Here is a 16,777-nt window from a genome sequence, read left to right on the forward strand (position 1 = left end):
GTGCCTAATGCCCGGCCGGTGTCGGCGCGGCAGTCGGTTCCAGCCGCACCAGGCGGTTGTTGAACGCCGGCTGGATGAACAGGCGCCTCCGCGCATATGAGATCCACACACGGTTGAAGTGCAGGAAATCGTCACCGAGCAGGGTGTGCTCGGTCTGGATCGGAGCCACGAAGAAGCGGAAATTGTTCATGCGCTCGTCGCCGATCTCCAGGCTGCCGAAGCGATGCGCCGTGCCTTCGACCTGGTTCGTATCGACACCGACCATCTTCCTGCGGATGAGGTCGGCCGACAACAGGCTGTCGGTCACGCCGATCCGCTCGGCATCATCCTGGGTGATCGTCGTTCCCGCTGCGCCGGAATCGAGCTGCGCGGTCACCGGTTTTCCGTTTATCTTGAGATCGACCAGGATCTCGGTGCCGTCCAGGTGGAACGGCACCTCGAAATAGGCGCCGTCGAATGGCTGGATATTTTCGCATCCGGTCAGGTGATACATCGCGAAATGATGCTGCGGGAGATCGAGGTCGACGTCGTAATTGGACAGGAAATCGGCGCCGAACAATCCGAGCAGCGGCAGCCCCTGCACCGCGCCACGCATGTCCGTACCCACCGGCAGGTCGATATCGCTCGTGTGCCCGTAGCCGAGTTCCAGGTGATGCACGGTGACGATCGGCGCGGTCGTGACGCCGCCGATCCCCTGGAGCCTGACATAGCGCGGGTCCTCGCCGCCGCTCAGGTCGAAATGGTCTGCTGCAGTGGGCGTGATCATCGACGTCGCGGCGCCGGTATCGATCAGCAGCGCCACCTTCTGGCCGTCGAGCCCGGCCTGCACCGTCGGCATCCGCGTGCCGGTGAGCAGCGGCAGGTCGGCCGCCCGTCCCACCTTGCACGATTGCGGCCCGCCATCGCTGCAACCTGCCAGGAGGGCAACGGGCAAGGCTGCCGACAGCAGGGTCCACAGGAGCCGACGCATCATCGATGGTGTCCTCGAGCCTGGTCCCGGCATGCCCGCGTGCGTCCGGCAAGCTCATATCATCAGTTTTCCAGCCGGATGCGCAACGTTCTGTCGCTCAACCGACAGGCTGCATGTGCGTTGCGGTGGCGAGGTTCGACAGGCGGTGAGGCAAGTCATGCAGCAGGTGGCAACCCTGGACTCCCTCATCGAGGGCAAGCCGGTCACGGTCAAACTCGGCGGCACCGACATCCTGCTGCTGCGGCAGGGCGGTGCGGTGCGGGCATTCTCGGCAACGTGTCCGCATGCCGGGGCGCCTCTGGACCAGGGGGCCGTCTGCGAGGGCCGGCTCGTCTGTCCGTGGCACAAGGCGATGTTCGACATCACGGACGGTGCGCTGCTGGAGCCGCCGGCGCTGCAGCCGCTCAAGCGCTATCCGGTCCAGGTCGAGGGTAACGCGGTCATGGTGTCGCCCGAGCCGATTCCGCCGGCGCTGGTCGATCCTGCGGCCGCACCCGACGACCGCACGATGGTCATTGTCGGCGCCGGAGCCGCCGGTGCGGCTGGCGTGGCTGCGTTGCGGGAGTTCGGCTATCGCGGCCGCATCGTGATGGTGGGCGCCGAGCCAGGCGAGCCGTTCGATCGCACCGCCCTCAGCAAGTTCGTGCTCGAGGGCGGCATGCAGCCGGACGCGGTGGATCCGCTGCTGCCGCCCGATTTCCTTGCCGACCACGCGATCGAGCGGTTGCACGACACCGTCACCGGCATCGATCCCGAGGCCCGGACGCTCACCCTCGCCGGCGGCGGCACGCTCTCCTACAGCGCGGTGCTGCTGGCGCCTGGTGGCACACCGCGTCCGCTCAAGGTGAGTGGCGCCGATATGCCTGGGGTGCATGTGCTGCGCACCCGGGCCGATGCGGCCGCGATCCTGGAGCGGCTGCATGCGGCGGCGCGTCCGGTGGTGATCGTCGGCGGCGGCTTCATCGGGCTGGAGGCGGCATCGGCGTTGCGCCAGCAGCATGTGCGCGTGCATGTGGTGATGCCGAAGGAGGTGCCGTTCGAGCCGGTGCTCGGGCGCGAGATCGGCCTCATGCTGCGTGGGATGCACGAGGCGAACGGCGTCGTGTTCCACTCCGGGACGGCGGTCGCGGCCATCGAGGGCGACCCGGAGCACGGCGTGCAGGCGGTCCGGCTTGAGAACGGCCAGCGCCTGGAGGCCGGGCTGGTGCTCGCCAGTGTCGGGATCCGGCCGGCGACCGGGTTCGCGGCGTCGCTCGGTCCGGATGAGGATGGCGGGCTGCGGACCGACCCGGGCATGCGGGTGCGTGACGGGGTCTATGCCGCGGGCGACGTGGCGAGTTTCCCGTTCGACGATGCAGTGGGCGGGGCCGGGCATATCCGTGTCGAGCACTGGCGGGTCGCGCAGCAGCATGCCCGGGTTGCCGCACGCAACATGCTGGGCGGCGATGCCCGGTTCGAGCAGGCGCCGTTCTTCTGGACCTACCATTACGGCAAGCGCATCGAGGTGCATGGCCACCCCGACGGGTTCGACCACGTGGCGATCGAGGGCGATCTCGAGGGCCAGGATTTTGTCGCCCGGCTGAGCCGCGACGGCATGCTGGTGGGGCTGATCGGATGCGGCCGCGATACCGAGCTCGCCAGCCTGGCTCTTGCGGTCCCGGCGCACGGCTGAACCGACGCTTCAGGCGGAGCGGTCGGCTGCCCTGGCGATCCGTGCCGTGCGTGTGCTGAAGCGCGGGTCGCCATCCTGCAGTGCCGCGACCTCGAACCAGGCCGCCTCCAGCGCATCGTCACCTGGCGTCGGGTCGCCGGTATGCCATGTGCAACCGACGACCAGCACGACGAAATGGTGCCGCAACGTGCCGTCCGTGGCGTGGTCGAGCATGTCGAACGCCTCGATGAGCGGTCCGGCGCGTCCGGTGATGCCGGTTTCCTCGGCGAGCTCGCGTTCCACCGCCGCCAGATGCGTCTCGCCGGGCTCGATGCGGCCGCCCGGGAAGCCCCATAGCCCCTGGTCGGGCGGGTTGGCGCGCCGCACCAGCAGCACCTGGCCGTCGCGCGCGACCACGGCGAGCACGGCGGGGACCGGCGCCAGCACGGCCGTGCTCAAGTGTCGAGCGAGCGGATCAGCAGCGCCGCCGCCGCCTCGCACAGGGTCCGGTCGGCGTCGCTGAAGCGGTTCGGCACCGGACTGTCGATGTCCAGCACGCCGACCAGGCGCCCCGCCCGGATCAGCGGCACCACGATCTCGCTGCGTGAGGCGGCGTCGCAGGCGATATGGCCCGGAAACTCGTGCACGTCGGGCACGACGATGGTTTCACGTCGTTCGGCTGCGGTGCCGCAGACGCCGCGGCCGAGCGGGATGCGCACGCAGGCGACCCGCCCCTGGAATGGGCCCAGCACCAGCTCGTCACCCTGCAGCAGGTAGAAGCCGGCCCAGTTCACCTCGGGCAATGTCTGGAACAGGAGCGCTGCCATGTTTGCGGCGTTGGCGATCAGGTCGTGCTCGCCGGCAAATACCGCCTCCAGCGTCTCGAGCAGGCTGTCGATATCGGCGGCCGCGGTATCGATCGACATCTGGCTGGTCTCCGGGACAAGGGCCTTGGCGGGCCGTATCGTCGCATGCGGGCCTTCGAAATCAAGCAGGCCCGGTCGTGGGCGTCAGGGCTCCGTGCCGGTCGACCATCCAGGCGGGCGGTACTAGCCCTGCAATGATGTCGACCAGACCTCTGTCAGCAGCAGCAAGGTCGTGTCGGCGAGGGTCATCGACCGGGCGAGGGCGGCGACGAACGGCCGCACCATCCGATAGGCGGGGGGATGGGTCATGCCCGTCCTGGCCGGTGCATGCGAGACACTCCGGGCGCACAGCGAGTGCCGGGTCCGGCGGCGTCAGTCCGGGTCCTGGGGGCGCAGCGCCTGGTCGATCAGCGAGTGGCACCATGGCACCGTCAGCGGTTTTTCACTGAAGACGATCCGGTAGATGATCGGTGCGATCACCAGGTCGAGCACCCGGTCGACATCGAATCCGGCCTCGCCCCGCGCATTCGCACGCCGGGAGATCAGGCTCAGCTGCCCCTCGGTGAACTGGCAGCAGCGATTGGCATTCCGCCCGTCCTGCGCGTCGGCGAGCAGGTCCCGGATCATCGTGCGCCCGACCTCGGACGACATCTCGTCCATGTACTGGTCGACCCAGGCGACGAGGTCCGACGTCACCGCACCGGTATCGGTCGGCTCGGCGACCGGACGCAGATGCTCGACCGCGACATCGGCCAGGAGTTCGGACAGCGCCCCCCAGCGCCGATAGATCGTCGAGGGCGTGACGCCGGCGCGGTCGGCGATCATCGGGATCGTCAGCTCCGACCGGTCGCATTCCTCGGCGAGCTGCTTCACCGCCGCATGCACGGAGGCCTGGACACGCGCGCTGCGCCCACCGATCCGGACGCGTTCCATGCCCATCGACAAGCCTCCCACACCACGAGGACGAACTTAACGCAAACCGTTTGCGTTAAGGGGCGAGGTGGCGTAGGCAACACTAACGCAAACAGTTTGCTTTAGGGAGCCTCGATCGCATGTCGTCAACCAGCGTGCAGCATGCCGTGACGCGGCAGCCGATGACGGTCCTCGCGAGCGCCACGCTCGGAACCCTGCTTGCCGGGTCCAGTGTGCCGACGCCGCTGTATCATCTGTATCAGCAGCTCTGGCATCTCTCGCCGCTCACCCTGACGACCATCTTCGCGGCCTATGCGCTCAGCCTGATCGTGTCGCTGCTGCTGGTCGGCTCGCTGTCGGATCATGTCGGGCGGCGCCCGGTCATCTTCTGCTCGGTGCTGCTGGGGGTGGTGGCGATGCTGCTGTTCGCCACGGCGACGTCGGCTGCCGTGCTGGTGGCCGCTCGGGTCGTGCAGGGCCTGTCGACCGGTGCCGCGATCGGCGCGCTGGGAGCGGCGATCCTGGACACCGACCGGCGCCACGGTCCGATGATCAACAGCGTGGCACCCTTCCTCGGGCTGGGCGTCGGGGCGTTCGGGTCGGCTGTGCTCGCGACATATGCGCCGGCGCCGACGCATCTGGTCTATCTCGTGGTAGGCGGAGTGCTGCTGCTCGAGGCGATCCTCGTGCTGGCCCAGGACGAGACCGCGGAGATCCGGCCGGGCGCGATGGCGTCGTTGTGGCCGCATCTGGCAGTGCCGCCTCAGGCTCGGGGGACCTTGCTGCTGATCACGCCTGGCAACATCGCGGTGTGGGCGCTCAGCGGCTTCTATTTCTCGCTGATGCCGTCGCTGGTGCAGTCGGCGACCGGCACGAGTTCACCGCTGGTCGGCGGCATCGTGGTCGCGACGCTCGCGCTCTCGGCCGCAGGTGCCGTGCTCGGGATGCGCACCTGGCCGCCGCGCCGCGTGCTGGCGATCGGCACGGCGGCCCTGGCGATCGGTGTCGCGGTGACGTTGGGGGGCGTGCACCTGCGGAGCGTGGCGCTGCTGCTGCCTGGCACGATGATCGCCGGCATCGGGCTGGGCTGCGGTTTTTCCGGAGCTGCGCGAAGCCTGCTGCCGCTGGCCGAACCCGACGAGCGCGCCGGGTTGCTCTCGACCTTCTACGCGCAGAGCTATCTTTCCTTCAGTCTCCCGGCGATCGCCATCGGCACCCTCGCGCGCCACATCGGACTGGCGGATGCGTCGTATCTCTATGGGGCAGTGGTGATCCTGCTCGCATCGATGTCGTTCGTGGGCAGCCTGCGCAAGACCCCGCTCGGCACAGGCACCGGCGCTGCGATCTCTTCGGTCCAGGTAACGCAGACGGCGGAGGTCCGCCAGGCCGTGCAGGAAGTCCGGGGAGCGCGTTAATTCACCAGGGCGACCACGCTCGGCGGGGCTGTCGCTGACGATGCAGTGGCCACCACACAGCTTACCGTATAAGCCGCGTCGTTGTAATCGTAGTCATCGCTTCCGCCGCCCATGTCATTCCATGAATAGGCGACGGGATTGGCCTGAAGCTGCAGACACGTCCGTACTGCTGTCGAAGGCGTGGAGCAGGCCCCGTTAACCAGCAGATTGTTTTCTTGGACGGTCGAGCCGTTCAACGTCGTACAGGGATGGGCGTTGCAGCTGTCGGTCTCGGACGACACGTAGTTTGTCACCGTCGTGCCGATTCGGGTCTGCGAACATGTTGTCGTGGTGCTACCGTTCTTGTTCTTTTTCGTCGTTGTCACACCGGTATAAAAGTTGCCCTGCGTGGGATACGCGACCGAGCTCGGCGGAGACGAGCTCGAGTAGAAGTAGTGGACCGAATTCCCTGCAGCGCCGTAGCCGTTCGGGCTGTAGTACGTAATCGCGCCGGTCTTGTTCACCAGCGCAAAGCCGATCTGATCATTCGCGCTAACGCGGATCGCTTTCGCGGTGCCGTTGTCGGTCTGGTAGTTCGAATCCACTGAGGAGTCGTTCGTGAACAACAGGTTCATCGATGCGGTCGTGGCTGGTAACGCCCCGCCCGTGACGATGTAGAAATAAACGCTGTCGCTATCGTAGGCGCTTGACGTGAAGCCGCCGGTCTTGGTCACCTGGATCACGTAAGGCGGCCCTTCCGCGGAGGCGGTGATCGGCACCGAGAGGCCGCTGCCGATGAGGCCCATGAAGCTGTATTGCAGCGTCGCGGTCGTGGAAACCGTCACCTCGATCGAACTGGGTACCGTGACGGTCGGCGCGCCGACCGTGGCCGTTGTTGCCAATGACGCGACACCCTTGGTGTAGTAGTCGGTCGCGACCGTGATCGCGCTGCTCGAACCGTTCGACAGGTTCAAGGCGCTGGCGCCCGCCAGTGCCGCTCCGTCGACGACGGATTGCAGGGATGTCTTCAGGATTTCCAGACGCGCGAAATCGACCGCCGTCCCTGTTGCCAGGATGAGCGGAATGATCATCACCGCGAACAGAACCGCGACTGCGCCACGTCGCGCCGCCCCGAACGAGCGCAGTGTCGAGAGCAGGATATGGAAGCTGCGGTATTGCATCGTCAACAGTTCCCGGTCGGTCCGGTCGATGTGCCTGGTCCGGATATGCTGCCGGTGTCGCGCGGCCGCCCGAAGGCGACCTGGGTGAGGGTGTAGCTCTTGCCCAGCAGGTAGGAGATGATCGGCGTGTAGGCGTATTTCGCCGTCACGACGATCACGCTGTCGCTGTTCAGGCTCATGGCGGAAGCGGCTGCGCAGGCGACGCTGGTGGTCATTCCGGTTGTCGTGCCTTCGACCGCTTGCCAGGCCACCGTGGCGGCCTGTCCCGATGAATTGAAGGTGACGCTGGCAATCGCTACGGAAAGGCTGGATGCGGCGAATGGCGTCATCACCAGTTGCCCACCGGAATATGCGGTCGCAAGCGACGTGGCGGTGGCAGCGTTCTGGCCGGCCACCATGTCCTGGATGACCTGCGCCGCCAGTGCCATCTTGGTCTTGACCCGGATCAGCTGCGTCACCTCGAAGGTGCCCATGAACAGCATCACCAGAAGCGGCGAAACCAGCGCCATCTCCACAGCCGCCACACCCCGACGGTCATTCCATAGACGCCGCATCGAATATCGGTGTTTTGCCGCCATTCCGGTCACAGCGACGGCTCGTTCTGGAAGGCCTGCGTCGCGAGCAGGATCCAGTCGGGGCCGGCCAGCTTGATGAGCCACGGCGCGACGTAGGCGCGATTATAGGCGACCTCGGCGAGCACGTAGTCGCCGGGGTTGCCGGGTGTGAAGACGGTCGCGGCGAAGGCCCCGCTGGTCGACGGCATCACCACAGACGGGAATCCGGTCGGCGAGCTGTTGACGTAGAACTGCAGGTTCGCGCAGTTGAAGAAGTTCGACATGTTCGAGCACACGGCGGTCCGGAAATCGGCGCTGGTGTTGATGGTGTTGATCTGCAGCTGCCGCGTCGCGACAACGGTGGCATTGTCCAGGACGGCCTGCGCGAACAGCATCAATCCGTTCTCGATGATCATAAGAACGAGAAGGATCAGGATCGGGCCGACGAGTGCGAATTCCAGCGCCGTGGTCGCACGCCGGCACCGTGCAAACCGCTGCAGAGGCGCAAGGATCCGGCCCGGCGTGGTTGTCGTGGCGTCCCTCGGCATGTCAGGAGCCGTCAGTGCCGGCCGGTGTTGCCGGCGCATCCGGGCGCAACGCCTGGTATCCGGCCATCGCGCTGCGGGCCTGGTCCTGGCTCATCTGGGTCAGCAGCAGGTGGGCCGCTTCGTCGGGGCGATTATCGAGCGAGAGCGCCATCGCCAGGTCCTGGCGCACGCGCGGCGTGGCGTCCGGCGAGGCGGCGATCGGCTGCAGGATGCGCACCGCTTCCGATGGCTGGCCGCTGATCGCCAGCGAGACGGCGAGATCCACCTCGGTTGCCGCCAGCGCACCGTTCTCGGCGCCGTCATCGAGACCACGCGCCGCATCGGCATTCCCCAGCGCGATGGCGCGCCGGTAATCCGTCTGGGCTTCGGCGTGCAGGCCGGACAGATCCAGCGAGACGCCGCGGTCTGACAGGGCGGCCTGGTTCGCAGGGTCCACCGCCAGTGCCTCGCTGAAGCGCGCACCGGCCTCGGCGGGGTCGCTCGCCAACGCCACGCGACCGAGGCCCATCAAGGCCGGCACGCTGCGCGGCTGCAGGATCAGCGCCTGCCGGTAGCTTGCCGCCGCTCGCGGAGCGTCACCGAGCTGCAGGTAGGCATCGCCACGACGCAGCATCGCAGGCACGTCGTTCGGATTGCGTTGCAGCACTGCCTTCGACACCTGCAGGGCCAATGTCGGTGCGCCACCCGCGAGTGCGCTATCCGCCAGTCCGAGACCGAGCCGGCCTGATGCCGGTCGCGGTCCGTTCGGCGAACACGCGGTCAGCAACAGCGCCCCGAGCACCGCATGGACAGGCGTGGCGAAGCGGAAGCCGGAGACATGCATGGGCTGGACCATCAATGCTTCATCGCCTTCATCACCTGGACCACGATCGGACCGGCAACGATGAGGAAGACGCACGGGAGGATGAACAGGATCATCGGGATCGTCAGCAGCACCGGCAGTCGCGCCGCGCGCTCCTCGAAAAGGGTCAGGGTTTCCTGCCGGAGTTCGGTCGCAAGCGTCTGCAAGGCCAGGCTCAGCGGCGTGCCGTACTGGATCGACTGCACCAGCGTGGCACCCAGGCGCTTGAGGCTGGCGAGTCCGGTGCGCGTGCCCAGGTTGATCAGCGCCGAGCGCGTATCAGATCCCATGGTGAGCTCGTTGTAGGTGGTGGTGAATTCCGCGGCGAGCTTCGGATGCGCATGCACCACCTCGATGCTGACCCGCTGGATCGTCGCTTCCAGTGCGAGCCCCGCTTCCGCGCAGATCACCATCATGTCGAGCCCGTCTGCAAGACCGCGCTCGATCGCCTTGAGGTAGGTCTTCCGCCGCTGGCCCACGATCATGTTGGGGAGCATCAATCCGCCGACCGCGGCGGCGGCGACCATCGCGAAGAACAGGAACGGCCTGATCGCGACGTGATGCAGCAGCGCGTACGCTGCGACCGGCAGTCCGAGTGCCAGCACGATCTTGGCGCCGATGAAGATCTCGAGATTATGCGAGGTCATGAGGCCGCCGGCGCGCAGTGTCTGCTCGAGCTCCTCCCGGGTCTTGGAGGACAGCAGGCCGCTCGCCGTGATGACGCTCCCGAGCGCCCCGATCACCGCCGTGACAAATCCAGGCCGATCCTCCGGCTCCTCGATGACCAGGCCCATCCCGCGGCTGCGGGCCTCGGCGACGCGCAGCTTGATCCGGCTCATGGCCAGGTGACGATCGATCGCGAGGGTGCCACCGGTGAGCAGCATCGCGCCGGCGATAGCGAGTGCCGCCCTCAGGCTTCCCGAACCGAGCAGACCGCCGACCATTCCCGCCATCGTGCCCGCCATCACGAGAGGCTTTTCTGGATCATGGTGCGCATCGCCAGCACGCCGAACCCGAGCAGCCCCAGCGTGGCGCCCAGGATGATGTGGCCGGTCGGTTCCGTCAGCAGCGCCATCACGTATTGCGGGTTCATCACCCAGAGCGTCACGAACAGCAGTCCGGGCAGCGCCGTCAGCACGTTGGCGCTGGTGCGCGCTTCCGCCGCCAGCGCGTAGCCGCGTGCGCGCGCCGCCACGCGTTTCCGGATGGTGTCGGCGAGGCTGTCCAGGGTCTCGCTGAGATTGCCGCCGGTCTGGCTCTGCAGGCTCAGTGCCGTGGCGAAGAAGCGGTATTCCGGCAGGTCGTTGCGTTCGCCCATCGTGCGCAGGCTGTCGTCGAGCGGCAGCCCGATCGCGAGCTGGTCCACCACGCGGGCGAATTCGGCCGATGTCGGCGCCGGGCCGTCATGCGAGACCGACGCGATGGCATCGCTGACCGGGATCCCCACCCGCACGCAGCGCACCACCATCGCCAGTGCATCGGGGAATTGCTGCAACAGGATCAACGCCCGTTTGCGTCGGCTCCGGTTGAACAGCATCCGCGAGACCACCAGCCAGAGCGGCGCCGTCAGCAGCAGGCCGAAGCGTCCTGCGAGCAGGGTCGCGACACCCGCAACCATGCCCGCGAGCAGCAGCGCCAGCGCGACCATCGTCGAGGGATGCGCCGGATAGAGATCGAGCCGCTGTGCGTCGTAGCCGAATATGCGGCTGAGCAGGGGGGGTGCCGCATCATGCGACGGCTTGCTCGCGACCGTCGCCGTGTCCAGCAGGTCGACGAACAGCACACGCTCGTGCCGATCGAGGGCGGCGCGGAACCGCTCGTTGCGGCGCGCGGCCAGTTGTTGTGAGCTCGACACGAAGCGCAGGCCGAGCCCGGCCGCAAGCAGCAGCAGGGAGAAGCTGAGCAGCAGCAGGTCGATCCGGTTCATCGCGCGGTCTCGTCTAGTGCGGACATCCAGGCGCGCTCAAGGCCGAAATAGGAGAGCCGCTCATAGGCTTTCGGGCGCGTGCGGCTGACCTTGTAGCGGCCGATCAGGCGCCCGGTGGAATCCTCGCCGATGATCTCCAGGCGGAAGATGTCGTTGAGGGTGACGACATCGCCTTCCATGCCGATCACCTCTGTGACCTGCGTCACGCGGCGGCCGCCATCGCGCTGGCGCTCGACCTGCACGACGATATCGACCGCGCCGATGATCTGCTGGCGGATGGCGCGCGACGGCAGGCCGGTATTGCCCATCTGCACCATGTTCTCGATGCGGACGATCGCATCGCGCGTCGTGTTGGCATGGATCGTCGACATCGAGCCGTCATGGCCGGTGTTCATCGCCTGCAGCATGTCGAATGCCTCGCCGCCACGCACCTCGCCGATGATCACCCGGTCGGGGCGCATGCGCAGCGCGTTGCGGACCAGGTCACGCTGGGTGACCTCGCCGCGTCCCTCCAGGCTCGAGGGCCGGGTTTCCAGGCGCACCACATGCGGCTGCTGCAGTTGCAGCTCGGCCGCGTCCTCGATGGTGACGATGCGCTCGCCGTGGTCGATCATCCGCGAGATCGCGTTCATCATCGTGGTCTTGCCGGAGCCGGTGCCGCCGGAAATGACGATGTTCAGTCGTGCCCGGCCGGCGATTTCCAGAATGCGGGCAACCGGCGCGGTCAGGGCGCCGAACCCGATCAGCTTGGCGAAGTCGATGGGCTTCTTGCCGAATTTCCGGATCGAGATGTACGGACCGTCGAGCGCCAGCGGCGGCAGCACGATGTTCACGCGTGAGCCGTCCTTGAGGCGCGCATCGACCATTGGACTGGACTCGTCGACCCGCCGTCCGACGCCGGCGGCGATGCGCTGGCAGATCCCGATGACGTGGGCGGCGTCGCGGAACCGCACGTCGCTCTTCACGACCTTGCCGCCACGCTCGATGAACACGCAGTCCGGACCGTTCACCATGATGTCGGCGATGCTGTCATCGTCGAGCAGCGGCTGCAGCGGGCCCATGCCCAACATGTCGGCGACCAGCTCTTCCGCGAGCTGCCGCTGCTCCCGGCCGTTGAGCTGGATGCGATTCGAGGTGGCGATTTCCGACACCAGCCGCTCGATGTCGATCCGCAACCGCTCCGGCGGGGTGTTGGCGATGGCACTCGGTTCGATCCGCGTCAGGCACAGCCGACGCAGTTCGCGCATCGCCTCCGCATGGGACGGCGCCGGCGCGCGCGGTGGCGCAGCCGCGACGACACGCACCACCGGGGGCGCCGCGGCGGGCAATTCGGGAGCGGGCTGGGCGGCCGGCAGCATGGCCGCCGCGGGATGCGTCTCGACGACAGGCACCGGTGTGGAGTGCGGCATGGCTCCGTCGCCCGGCAGGACCGCCGCCGGCGCGCCGCCGGACGGCATCCGCCTGCGTCCGAACATCGGGCTGTGGTTCATTCGGATGATCCGGATCTGAACCGGCCGCGGCCCTGCCGTCGACCGGCCGACCTGGCATCCGCGGACTGATCGCCCTGCCGCCTGTTGAACGCGTCCGGCAGGGCGCCGGCACTGTCGAGCAGACGCTCGAAGGCCGCATGCTTGGCGAGCTCGACGATCTGCTCGCGAAACTTTCCCCGCAAGGCCGCCTGCGGCAGGCCGAGGGTCGCCGCCGGTCCGAGCTGTTTCGGCATGTCGGGGATGGCGATGTCTGGAACCACCCCGAGGCCCGCCTCCACCTGCTGCCGGGTGAGGCCGCCAGGCTGGCCGACGCGGTTCAGCACGATGATCGGCCGCTGGGTCTGCATCGGCGCGAGCGGCAAAGCCAGCATCCGCAGCATGTCACGGATCGCGACGAGCGTCGGCTCCATCACCAGGATGCGTCGATGCGCCAGGCCCAGGAAATCGAGCATGTGCGGCTCCTGCTGCAGCGGCACGTCACCCACGATCATGGTGTAGCGTCGCTGCATCACGGAGATGAGCTTGGCAGCCGCCCCCGCCTCATAGAACAGCGGCTCGGTCAGTCGCTCCTCGCTCGCCAGCACCGAAAGCCGGTTGGCGGCGATGCTGGTGTCGAGGATCTGCGCGCTGCGTTCGATGAACAATTCGTCGACGCGGTCCGGCGTTTCCATCGCCGTGCGCAGGCCGCCGGTGACGCGGACACCGAGCAGCATCGCCGCGTTGCCGCGATGCAGGTCGATATCCAGCAGCGCGGTATGCTGGCGCCGGTCGACGGCCAGGTGCCACGCCAGATAGGCCGCGATCGTGGTGGCGCCTGCACCACCGCGAACGGCGGTGACCGAGAGGAAGCGGGCGGATTGTTTGGTCCCCGCCATCATGTTCTTGCCGGACACCAGCGGGGCGAAATGCCGCAGCACGACGTCGCGGGTCAGGGGTTTTGGCAGGTAGTCGCTGCTGCCGAGGCCGCGGGTGATCTGGCGGTAGAAATCCAGATCGCTGCGGTCGCCGACCACCAGCACCTGCACATCCGGCTCCAGCACGTCGGCGAGCTCGGAGAGTGCGGAAAGCGGCTGCGCCTCGCCGCCGATATCGATGATGAGGGTGCGCGGCGTGGCACTCCGGCGCAGTGCGACGATAGCCGCGCGGACACCGCCGCGCCGGACCTCGACCGTGCCGCCGACGGTTTCCGCCAGCCCGTCACGCAATGCGGTCTCGGTGGGGGAATCTGCCGCATAGACGATCAGGGCGGGGCGGTCATACCGGGCCGGCTTGGTCACGCCATTGGAGTTGCCGCCCGCCTGGTCCTCGGCTTGCGTCGCCTTGAGGACGTTGTCGCTCATTGCGAGACGCCTGCGGTGGTCGACTCGTTCAGCAGCGGCTTGGCCTTGTCGGTATGCAGGCGCAGCACGGCCGCCGTATCCAGCACGGCGTCCGATCCGGGCGTGCCATGGCCCGCGACGGTGTCCGCCTTGTCGACCGCCTCGGCATCGAGGTTGGCCTGGTTGACGCCGGTCGCGCGCATGGTGCCGGCCTGGTCGAACGGGTTGCCGCAGCCGGCGAGACCGAGCACGCCGATCAGCAGCAGGTGAGCCGGGAGCATGCGGGCCGGACGGTTCGGGCTCATCGGACGATGAATCCCGCATCGCCGGGGATCGGCGTCGGCCGGCTGCGGCCACGCTGACGCAGCAGCAGCACGCGCTCGAGGTCGTTCGGCGGCGTGTAGCCCTCGCCCGCATCGTGCAGCATGGTGGGATCGCTCGCCGAGCCGACGATATAGGGCGTCACGATGATGACGAGCTCGGTCTGGTTGTGCTGGTAGCTGTCCGAGCGGAACAGCGCGCCCAGGATCGGGATCTCGCCGAGCCCCGGGGTGAAGTTGTTGGCCTGCGTGGTGTTGTCCTGCAGCAGTCCGGCGATCGCGAAACTCTGCCCGGAGCCGAGCTCGATCGTGGTTTCCGCACGCCGCACCGTGAGCGCCGGGATCGACAGGCTGCCATTGCCCTCTGCAAGCGTGATCGCGCCCGACGAGGCGGATGTCGCCAGCTGGCTGACCTCGGGCCGCACATGCAGGCTGATGCGTCCCGAGCTCAGCACGGTCGGCACGAACGAGAGCGACACGCCGAACTGCTTGTACTCGATCGAGATGGCGCCGCTGTTGCCGGCGCCGACCTGGGACACCGGAATCGGATATTCACCGCCGACCAGGAAGCTCGCACTCTCGCCGCTTCGGGCGGTCAGGTTCGGCTCGGCCAGCACGCGAACCAGGTTGTCGCTGGCCAGCGCCTCGATCACCGTGTCGACGCTCAGGCTCTTGCCGCTATAGACGCTCCTGAGGGTGCTGCTGACGCCGTTGGTGGTGGCGAAGCCGAGGGCCACCTTGCCGATCGTGCCGAGTGCGGACCAGTCGACGCCGAGATCGCGCGTCACCTGGCGCGTCATCTCGGTGATCCGGACCTTCAGCCCGACCGTGGCCGAGCTGTTGACGTCGAGCAGGTTCACGGCCTTCTCGCCGGCCGGCAGGTTCAGCGCGGCGGCGACCTCCGCGCGCTCCGAATGAACCGGGTCCGGCACGCCGCCATTGAGGCTGACGCCGCCCGCTTCCGGACGCACGCTCAACTGCCCGGCGGGGCCCGGCAGACCGGCATTGGCGGCGCCGATCGAGCGGGCGATGACGGTTGCGTCATGGTCGTTGTTGCCGACCACCACGTCGTAGAGCGCGACGGTCACGCCGTCGGCATCCAGCGCCGCAACGGTCGTGTGTCCGGGTTTCAGGCCGAACACGAACAGCGAGCGGGCACTGGCGGGTCGCACCTCCACCACCTTCGGGTCGGCTACGAAGATATTGGCCGAAGCCCGGGCCAGTTGCACGATCCGCCCGGTCCCTGCCTGCAGCGCCAGGCCCTGGAGGCCGCGTCCCGCCGCCGGGTGCGCGGCCGACAGGAACGCGATCGCCACCGCAACGACCGTCCATCCCGAACGCATCAGAACTTGTATTCCTTGTCGCCGTCGCCTTCGAAGACGTGGACCGACACGACAGGTGGCGGTTGCAGGCCGTTGAGCGAGTGCATCACCGCGCCCGCCCATGTCGTGCTGCCCGGCGCCGGGGCCTGCGCAGGCATCGGCGACGGGGCCGAGTCCGCTACGCCCGGGGTGGCGGATCGTACCGCGAACGCCACCTTGCCGAGGCGCAAGGCCACCGCAAGCCGCTCGGCATCCACCGGCGACACTTCCACGGTGACGGCGGCGGGCGCTGCGGGCCCGTTATTGCCGGGTGACTTGTCGTCGGGCGGCGGCGGCTGCACGAGCTGCCGGTCGATCGCCAGCACGCGCAGCCCGGTCAGGACGGTCTCAGCCGAGATCTGGCGCTCCGGCGGGGTCGTCGTGGGCATCTGCTGCGTCAGGATCAGGTCGAGCCGATCGCCGGGCCAGATCAATCCGGCATTCGACAGGATCTGGTCCTGCGAGATCGTGAAGGCCCGCATCCCGGGTGCCAGGATCGCGGCGAGGAAGCCGTGATCGCCGGTCAGCAGCAGCTGGGCCGGATCGAGCACGCTCTCATGCGGAATGACCCGGCGGATCAGGGCGCCGACCAGTTTCGCGCGCTCGGCGGGCGTGTCGCGCATCGCATCCGGTGGTGCGGCGGTGGCGGCAAACGCGGCCGTCGACAGATCGTCCGGTCGCAGGAAGGACCCGGGCAGCAGGTCGCGCGACGCCACGATGATGTTGATCATGACCGGCACGGCTTTCGGCGCCGCCGCGGCCACCTGCGGTGGTGGAGCCGGCGGGTGAACCGCACGCCAGCCGAACACACCGAGCCCGGCCAGTCCGATCGCCATCATTCCGAACATGAACAGGCGCAGGATCACGCGGCCAGCCCCCTACCGAACATGTAGAGCGTGCCTAACGAAATCGCGACTGCGTAGGGCAGGGAGAACCCGCTTCCGATCCGGTAGCGCTCGATCCGCAGGATCCGCCGAATCGGGTTCGCAGTCCGGATCATGACTGCGCTGGTGGTCGGGCGCCTGGCCAGCAACTGCATCATTGTCCAGTACGCGAGGCCCAGAGCGCCGCCGGCGATGGCAATGGCGAGTATCAGGAACGGGACCTCGAGGGGTCGCACCAGCAGTGCGGATGCCGCGAACAGCTTTGCATCGCCGCCGCCCATGAACCCGTGGCGCCAGCAGATCACGGCCGGAACGAAAACCGCAAGCATGGCCAGAAGCGACCCGGAGAGATGATGCGCCACCGTCTGCATCGCGACGCCGTCCAGACCAAGTGCCAGGCAGACCCGGTTGGACACCATCCGCATTGCAATGTCTGTTGCAGCAGCGTTCAGCAGAAACGGAATTGCGATCAAGAGGCAAGGGAGTGACGTCACGTCGATAACCTGCCGCCTGATCCTGGTGTTCATCGGCAAACCTGAAAGCAGGGCAGGTGATCAGG

19 protein-coding genes are annotated in these 16,777 nt (G+C 67.6%); 2 read left to right on the top strand and 17 right to left on the bottom strand.

The window, feature by feature from the left end; translation table 11 throughout:
* Positions 1-4: 4 nt before the first annotated feature.
* A complete protein-coding gene (locus tag ACOEQ2_RS12340; protein ID WP_419728273.1) occupies positions 5-973 on the bottom strand; it encodes a retropepsin-like aspartic protease in 969 nt (322 codons plus the stop codon).
* A gap of 154 nt (positions 974-1,127) precedes the next feature.
* Here ACOEQ2_RS12340 and ACOEQ2_RS12345 point away from each other — a divergent pair, with 154 nt between their 5' ends.
* On the top strand, positions 1,128-2,642 hold the full coding sequence (locus ACOEQ2_RS12345) for an FAD-dependent oxidoreductase (RefSeq protein WP_419728274.1): 1,515 nt from the start codon (positions 1,128-1,130) through the stop codon (positions 2,640-2,642).
* Between the two features lie 9 nt (positions 2,643-2,651).
* Here the strand turns inward: ACOEQ2_RS12345 and ACOEQ2_RS12350 are convergent, their stop codons facing one another.
* The 4 genes from ACOEQ2_RS12350 to ACOEQ2_RS12365 all read right to left on the bottom strand — a co-directional run bounded on the left by ACOEQ2_RS12350 (position 2,652) and on the right by ACOEQ2_RS12365 (position 4,426).
* Positions 2,652-3,080: an NUDIX hydrolase gene (locus ACOEQ2_RS12350; RefSeq protein WP_419728275.1), complete on the bottom strand. Its 429-nt coding sequence runs from the start codon at positions 3,078-3,080 to the stop codon at positions 2,652-2,654.
* Entirely contained in the window at positions 3,077-3,547 is a 471-nt protein-coding gene (locus ACOEQ2_RS12355; protein WP_419728276.1) for a GAF domain-containing protein, read from the bottom strand. The genes ACOEQ2_RS12350 and ACOEQ2_RS12355 overlap by 4 nt, the downstream gene beginning before the upstream one ends.
* Before the next feature lie 123 nt (positions 3,548-3,670).
* Complete coding sequence (locus tag ACOEQ2_RS12360) at positions 3,671-3,796, bottom strand: hypothetical protein (protein WP_419728277.1); 126 nt, start codon at positions 3,794-3,796, stop codon at positions 3,671-3,673.
* Positions 3,797-3,859: 63 nt separating this feature from the next.
* Entirely contained in the window at positions 3,860-4,426 is a 567-nt protein-coding gene (locus tag ACOEQ2_RS12365; protein WP_419728278.1) for a TetR/AcrR family transcriptional regulator, read from the bottom strand.
* 113 nt (positions 4,427-4,539) lie between these two features.
* On the opposite strand from ACOEQ2_RS12365, the gene ACOEQ2_RS12370 reads away from it, so the two are divergent.
* Positions 4,540-5,814, top strand: coding sequence for an MFS transporter (locus ACOEQ2_RS12370; protein ID WP_419728279.1), 1,275 nt, complete (start codon positions 4,540-4,542; stop codon positions 5,812-5,814).
* Here the strand turns inward: ACOEQ2_RS12370 and ACOEQ2_RS12375 are convergent.
* The 12 genes from ACOEQ2_RS12375 to ACOEQ2_RS12430 are packed head-to-tail and all read right to left on the bottom strand — an operon-like array spanning position 5,811 to position 16,745.
* Entirely contained in the window at positions 5,811-6,974 is a 1,164-nt protein-coding gene (locus ACOEQ2_RS12375; protein ID WP_419728280.1) for a TadE/TadG family type IV pilus assembly protein, read from the bottom strand. The two genes, ACOEQ2_RS12370 and ACOEQ2_RS12375, sit on opposite strands and share 4 nt — an antisense overlap.
* Positions 6,975-6,976: 2 nt before the next feature.
* Positions 6,977-7,498: a TadE family protein gene (locus tag ACOEQ2_RS12380; RefSeq protein WP_419728281.1), complete on the bottom strand. Its 522-nt coding sequence runs from the start codon at positions 7,496-7,498 to the stop codon at positions 6,977-6,979.
* A 59-nt stretch (positions 7,499-7,557) separates the two neighbouring features.
* Positions 7,558-8,076: a TadE/TadG family type IV pilus assembly protein gene (locus ACOEQ2_RS12385; protein ID WP_419728282.1), complete on the bottom strand. Its 519-nt coding sequence runs from the start codon at positions 8,074-8,076 to the stop codon at positions 7,558-7,560.
* 1 nt (position 8,077) lies between these two features.
* Positions 8,078-8,911 (bottom strand): tetratricopeptide repeat protein, encoded by an 834-nt coding sequence (locus ACOEQ2_RS12390; RefSeq protein WP_419728283.1) that lies wholly within the window; start codon positions 8,909-8,911, stop codon positions 8,078-8,080.
* Entirely contained in the window at positions 8,911-9,882 is a 972-nt protein-coding gene (locus ACOEQ2_RS12395) for a type II secretion system F family protein (protein WP_419728284.1), read from the bottom strand. Before ACOEQ2_RS12395 ends, ACOEQ2_RS12390 begins: the two co-directional genes overlap by 1 nt.
* Positions 9,882-10,844: a type II secretion system F family protein gene (locus ACOEQ2_RS12400; RefSeq protein WP_419728285.1), complete on the bottom strand. Its 963-nt coding sequence runs from the start codon at positions 10,842-10,844 to the stop codon at positions 9,882-9,884. The genes ACOEQ2_RS12395 and ACOEQ2_RS12400 overlap by 1 nt, the downstream gene beginning before the upstream one ends.
* Entirely contained in the window at positions 10,841-12,334 is a 1,494-nt protein-coding gene (locus ACOEQ2_RS12405; protein ID WP_419728286.1) for a CpaF family protein, read from the bottom strand. Before ACOEQ2_RS12405 ends, ACOEQ2_RS12400 begins: the two co-directional genes overlap by 4 nt.
* Positions 12,331-13,674 carry an AAA family ATPase gene (locus ACOEQ2_RS12410; RefSeq protein ID WP_419728287.1) on the bottom strand — a complete coding sequence of 448 codons (1,344 nt, stop codon included), beginning with the start codon at positions 13,672-13,674 and terminating at the stop codon, positions 12,331-12,333. Before ACOEQ2_RS12410 ends, ACOEQ2_RS12405 begins: the two co-directional genes overlap by 4 nt.
* Positions 13,671-13,958 carry a hypothetical protein gene (locus ACOEQ2_RS12415; RefSeq protein ID WP_419728288.1) on the bottom strand — a complete coding sequence of 96 codons (288 nt, stop codon included), beginning with the start codon at positions 13,956-13,958 and terminating at the stop codon, positions 13,671-13,673. The genes ACOEQ2_RS12410 and ACOEQ2_RS12415 overlap by 4 nt, the downstream gene beginning before the upstream one ends.
* Positions 13,955-15,316 carry a type II and III secretion system protein family protein gene (locus ACOEQ2_RS12420; protein ID WP_419728289.1) on the bottom strand — a complete coding sequence of 454 codons (1,362 nt, stop codon included), beginning with the start codon at positions 15,314-15,316 and terminating at the stop codon, positions 13,955-13,957. The genes ACOEQ2_RS12415 and ACOEQ2_RS12420 overlap by 4 nt, the downstream gene beginning before the upstream one ends.
* Positions 15,316-16,200, bottom strand: a complete 885-nt coding sequence (gene cpaB / locus ACOEQ2_RS12425; protein WP_419728290.1) for a Flp pilus assembly protein CpaB — start codon at positions 16,198-16,200, stop codon at positions 15,316-15,318. The genes ACOEQ2_RS12420 and cpaB overlap by 1 nt, the downstream gene beginning before the upstream one ends.
* Complete coding sequence (locus tag ACOEQ2_RS12430) at positions 16,197-16,745, bottom strand: A24 family peptidase (RefSeq protein ID WP_419728291.1); 549 nt, start codon at positions 16,743-16,745, stop codon at positions 16,197-16,199. The genes cpaB and ACOEQ2_RS12430 overlap by 4 nt, the downstream gene beginning before the upstream one ends.
* Between the last annotated feature and the right edge of the window lie 32 nt (positions 16,746-16,777).

Origin of the sequence: Lichenicola sp., assembly GCF_965198575.1 — a bacterium.
Classification (GTDB): Bacteria; Pseudomonadota; Alphaproteobacteria; order Acetobacterales; family Acetobacteraceae; genus Lichenicola.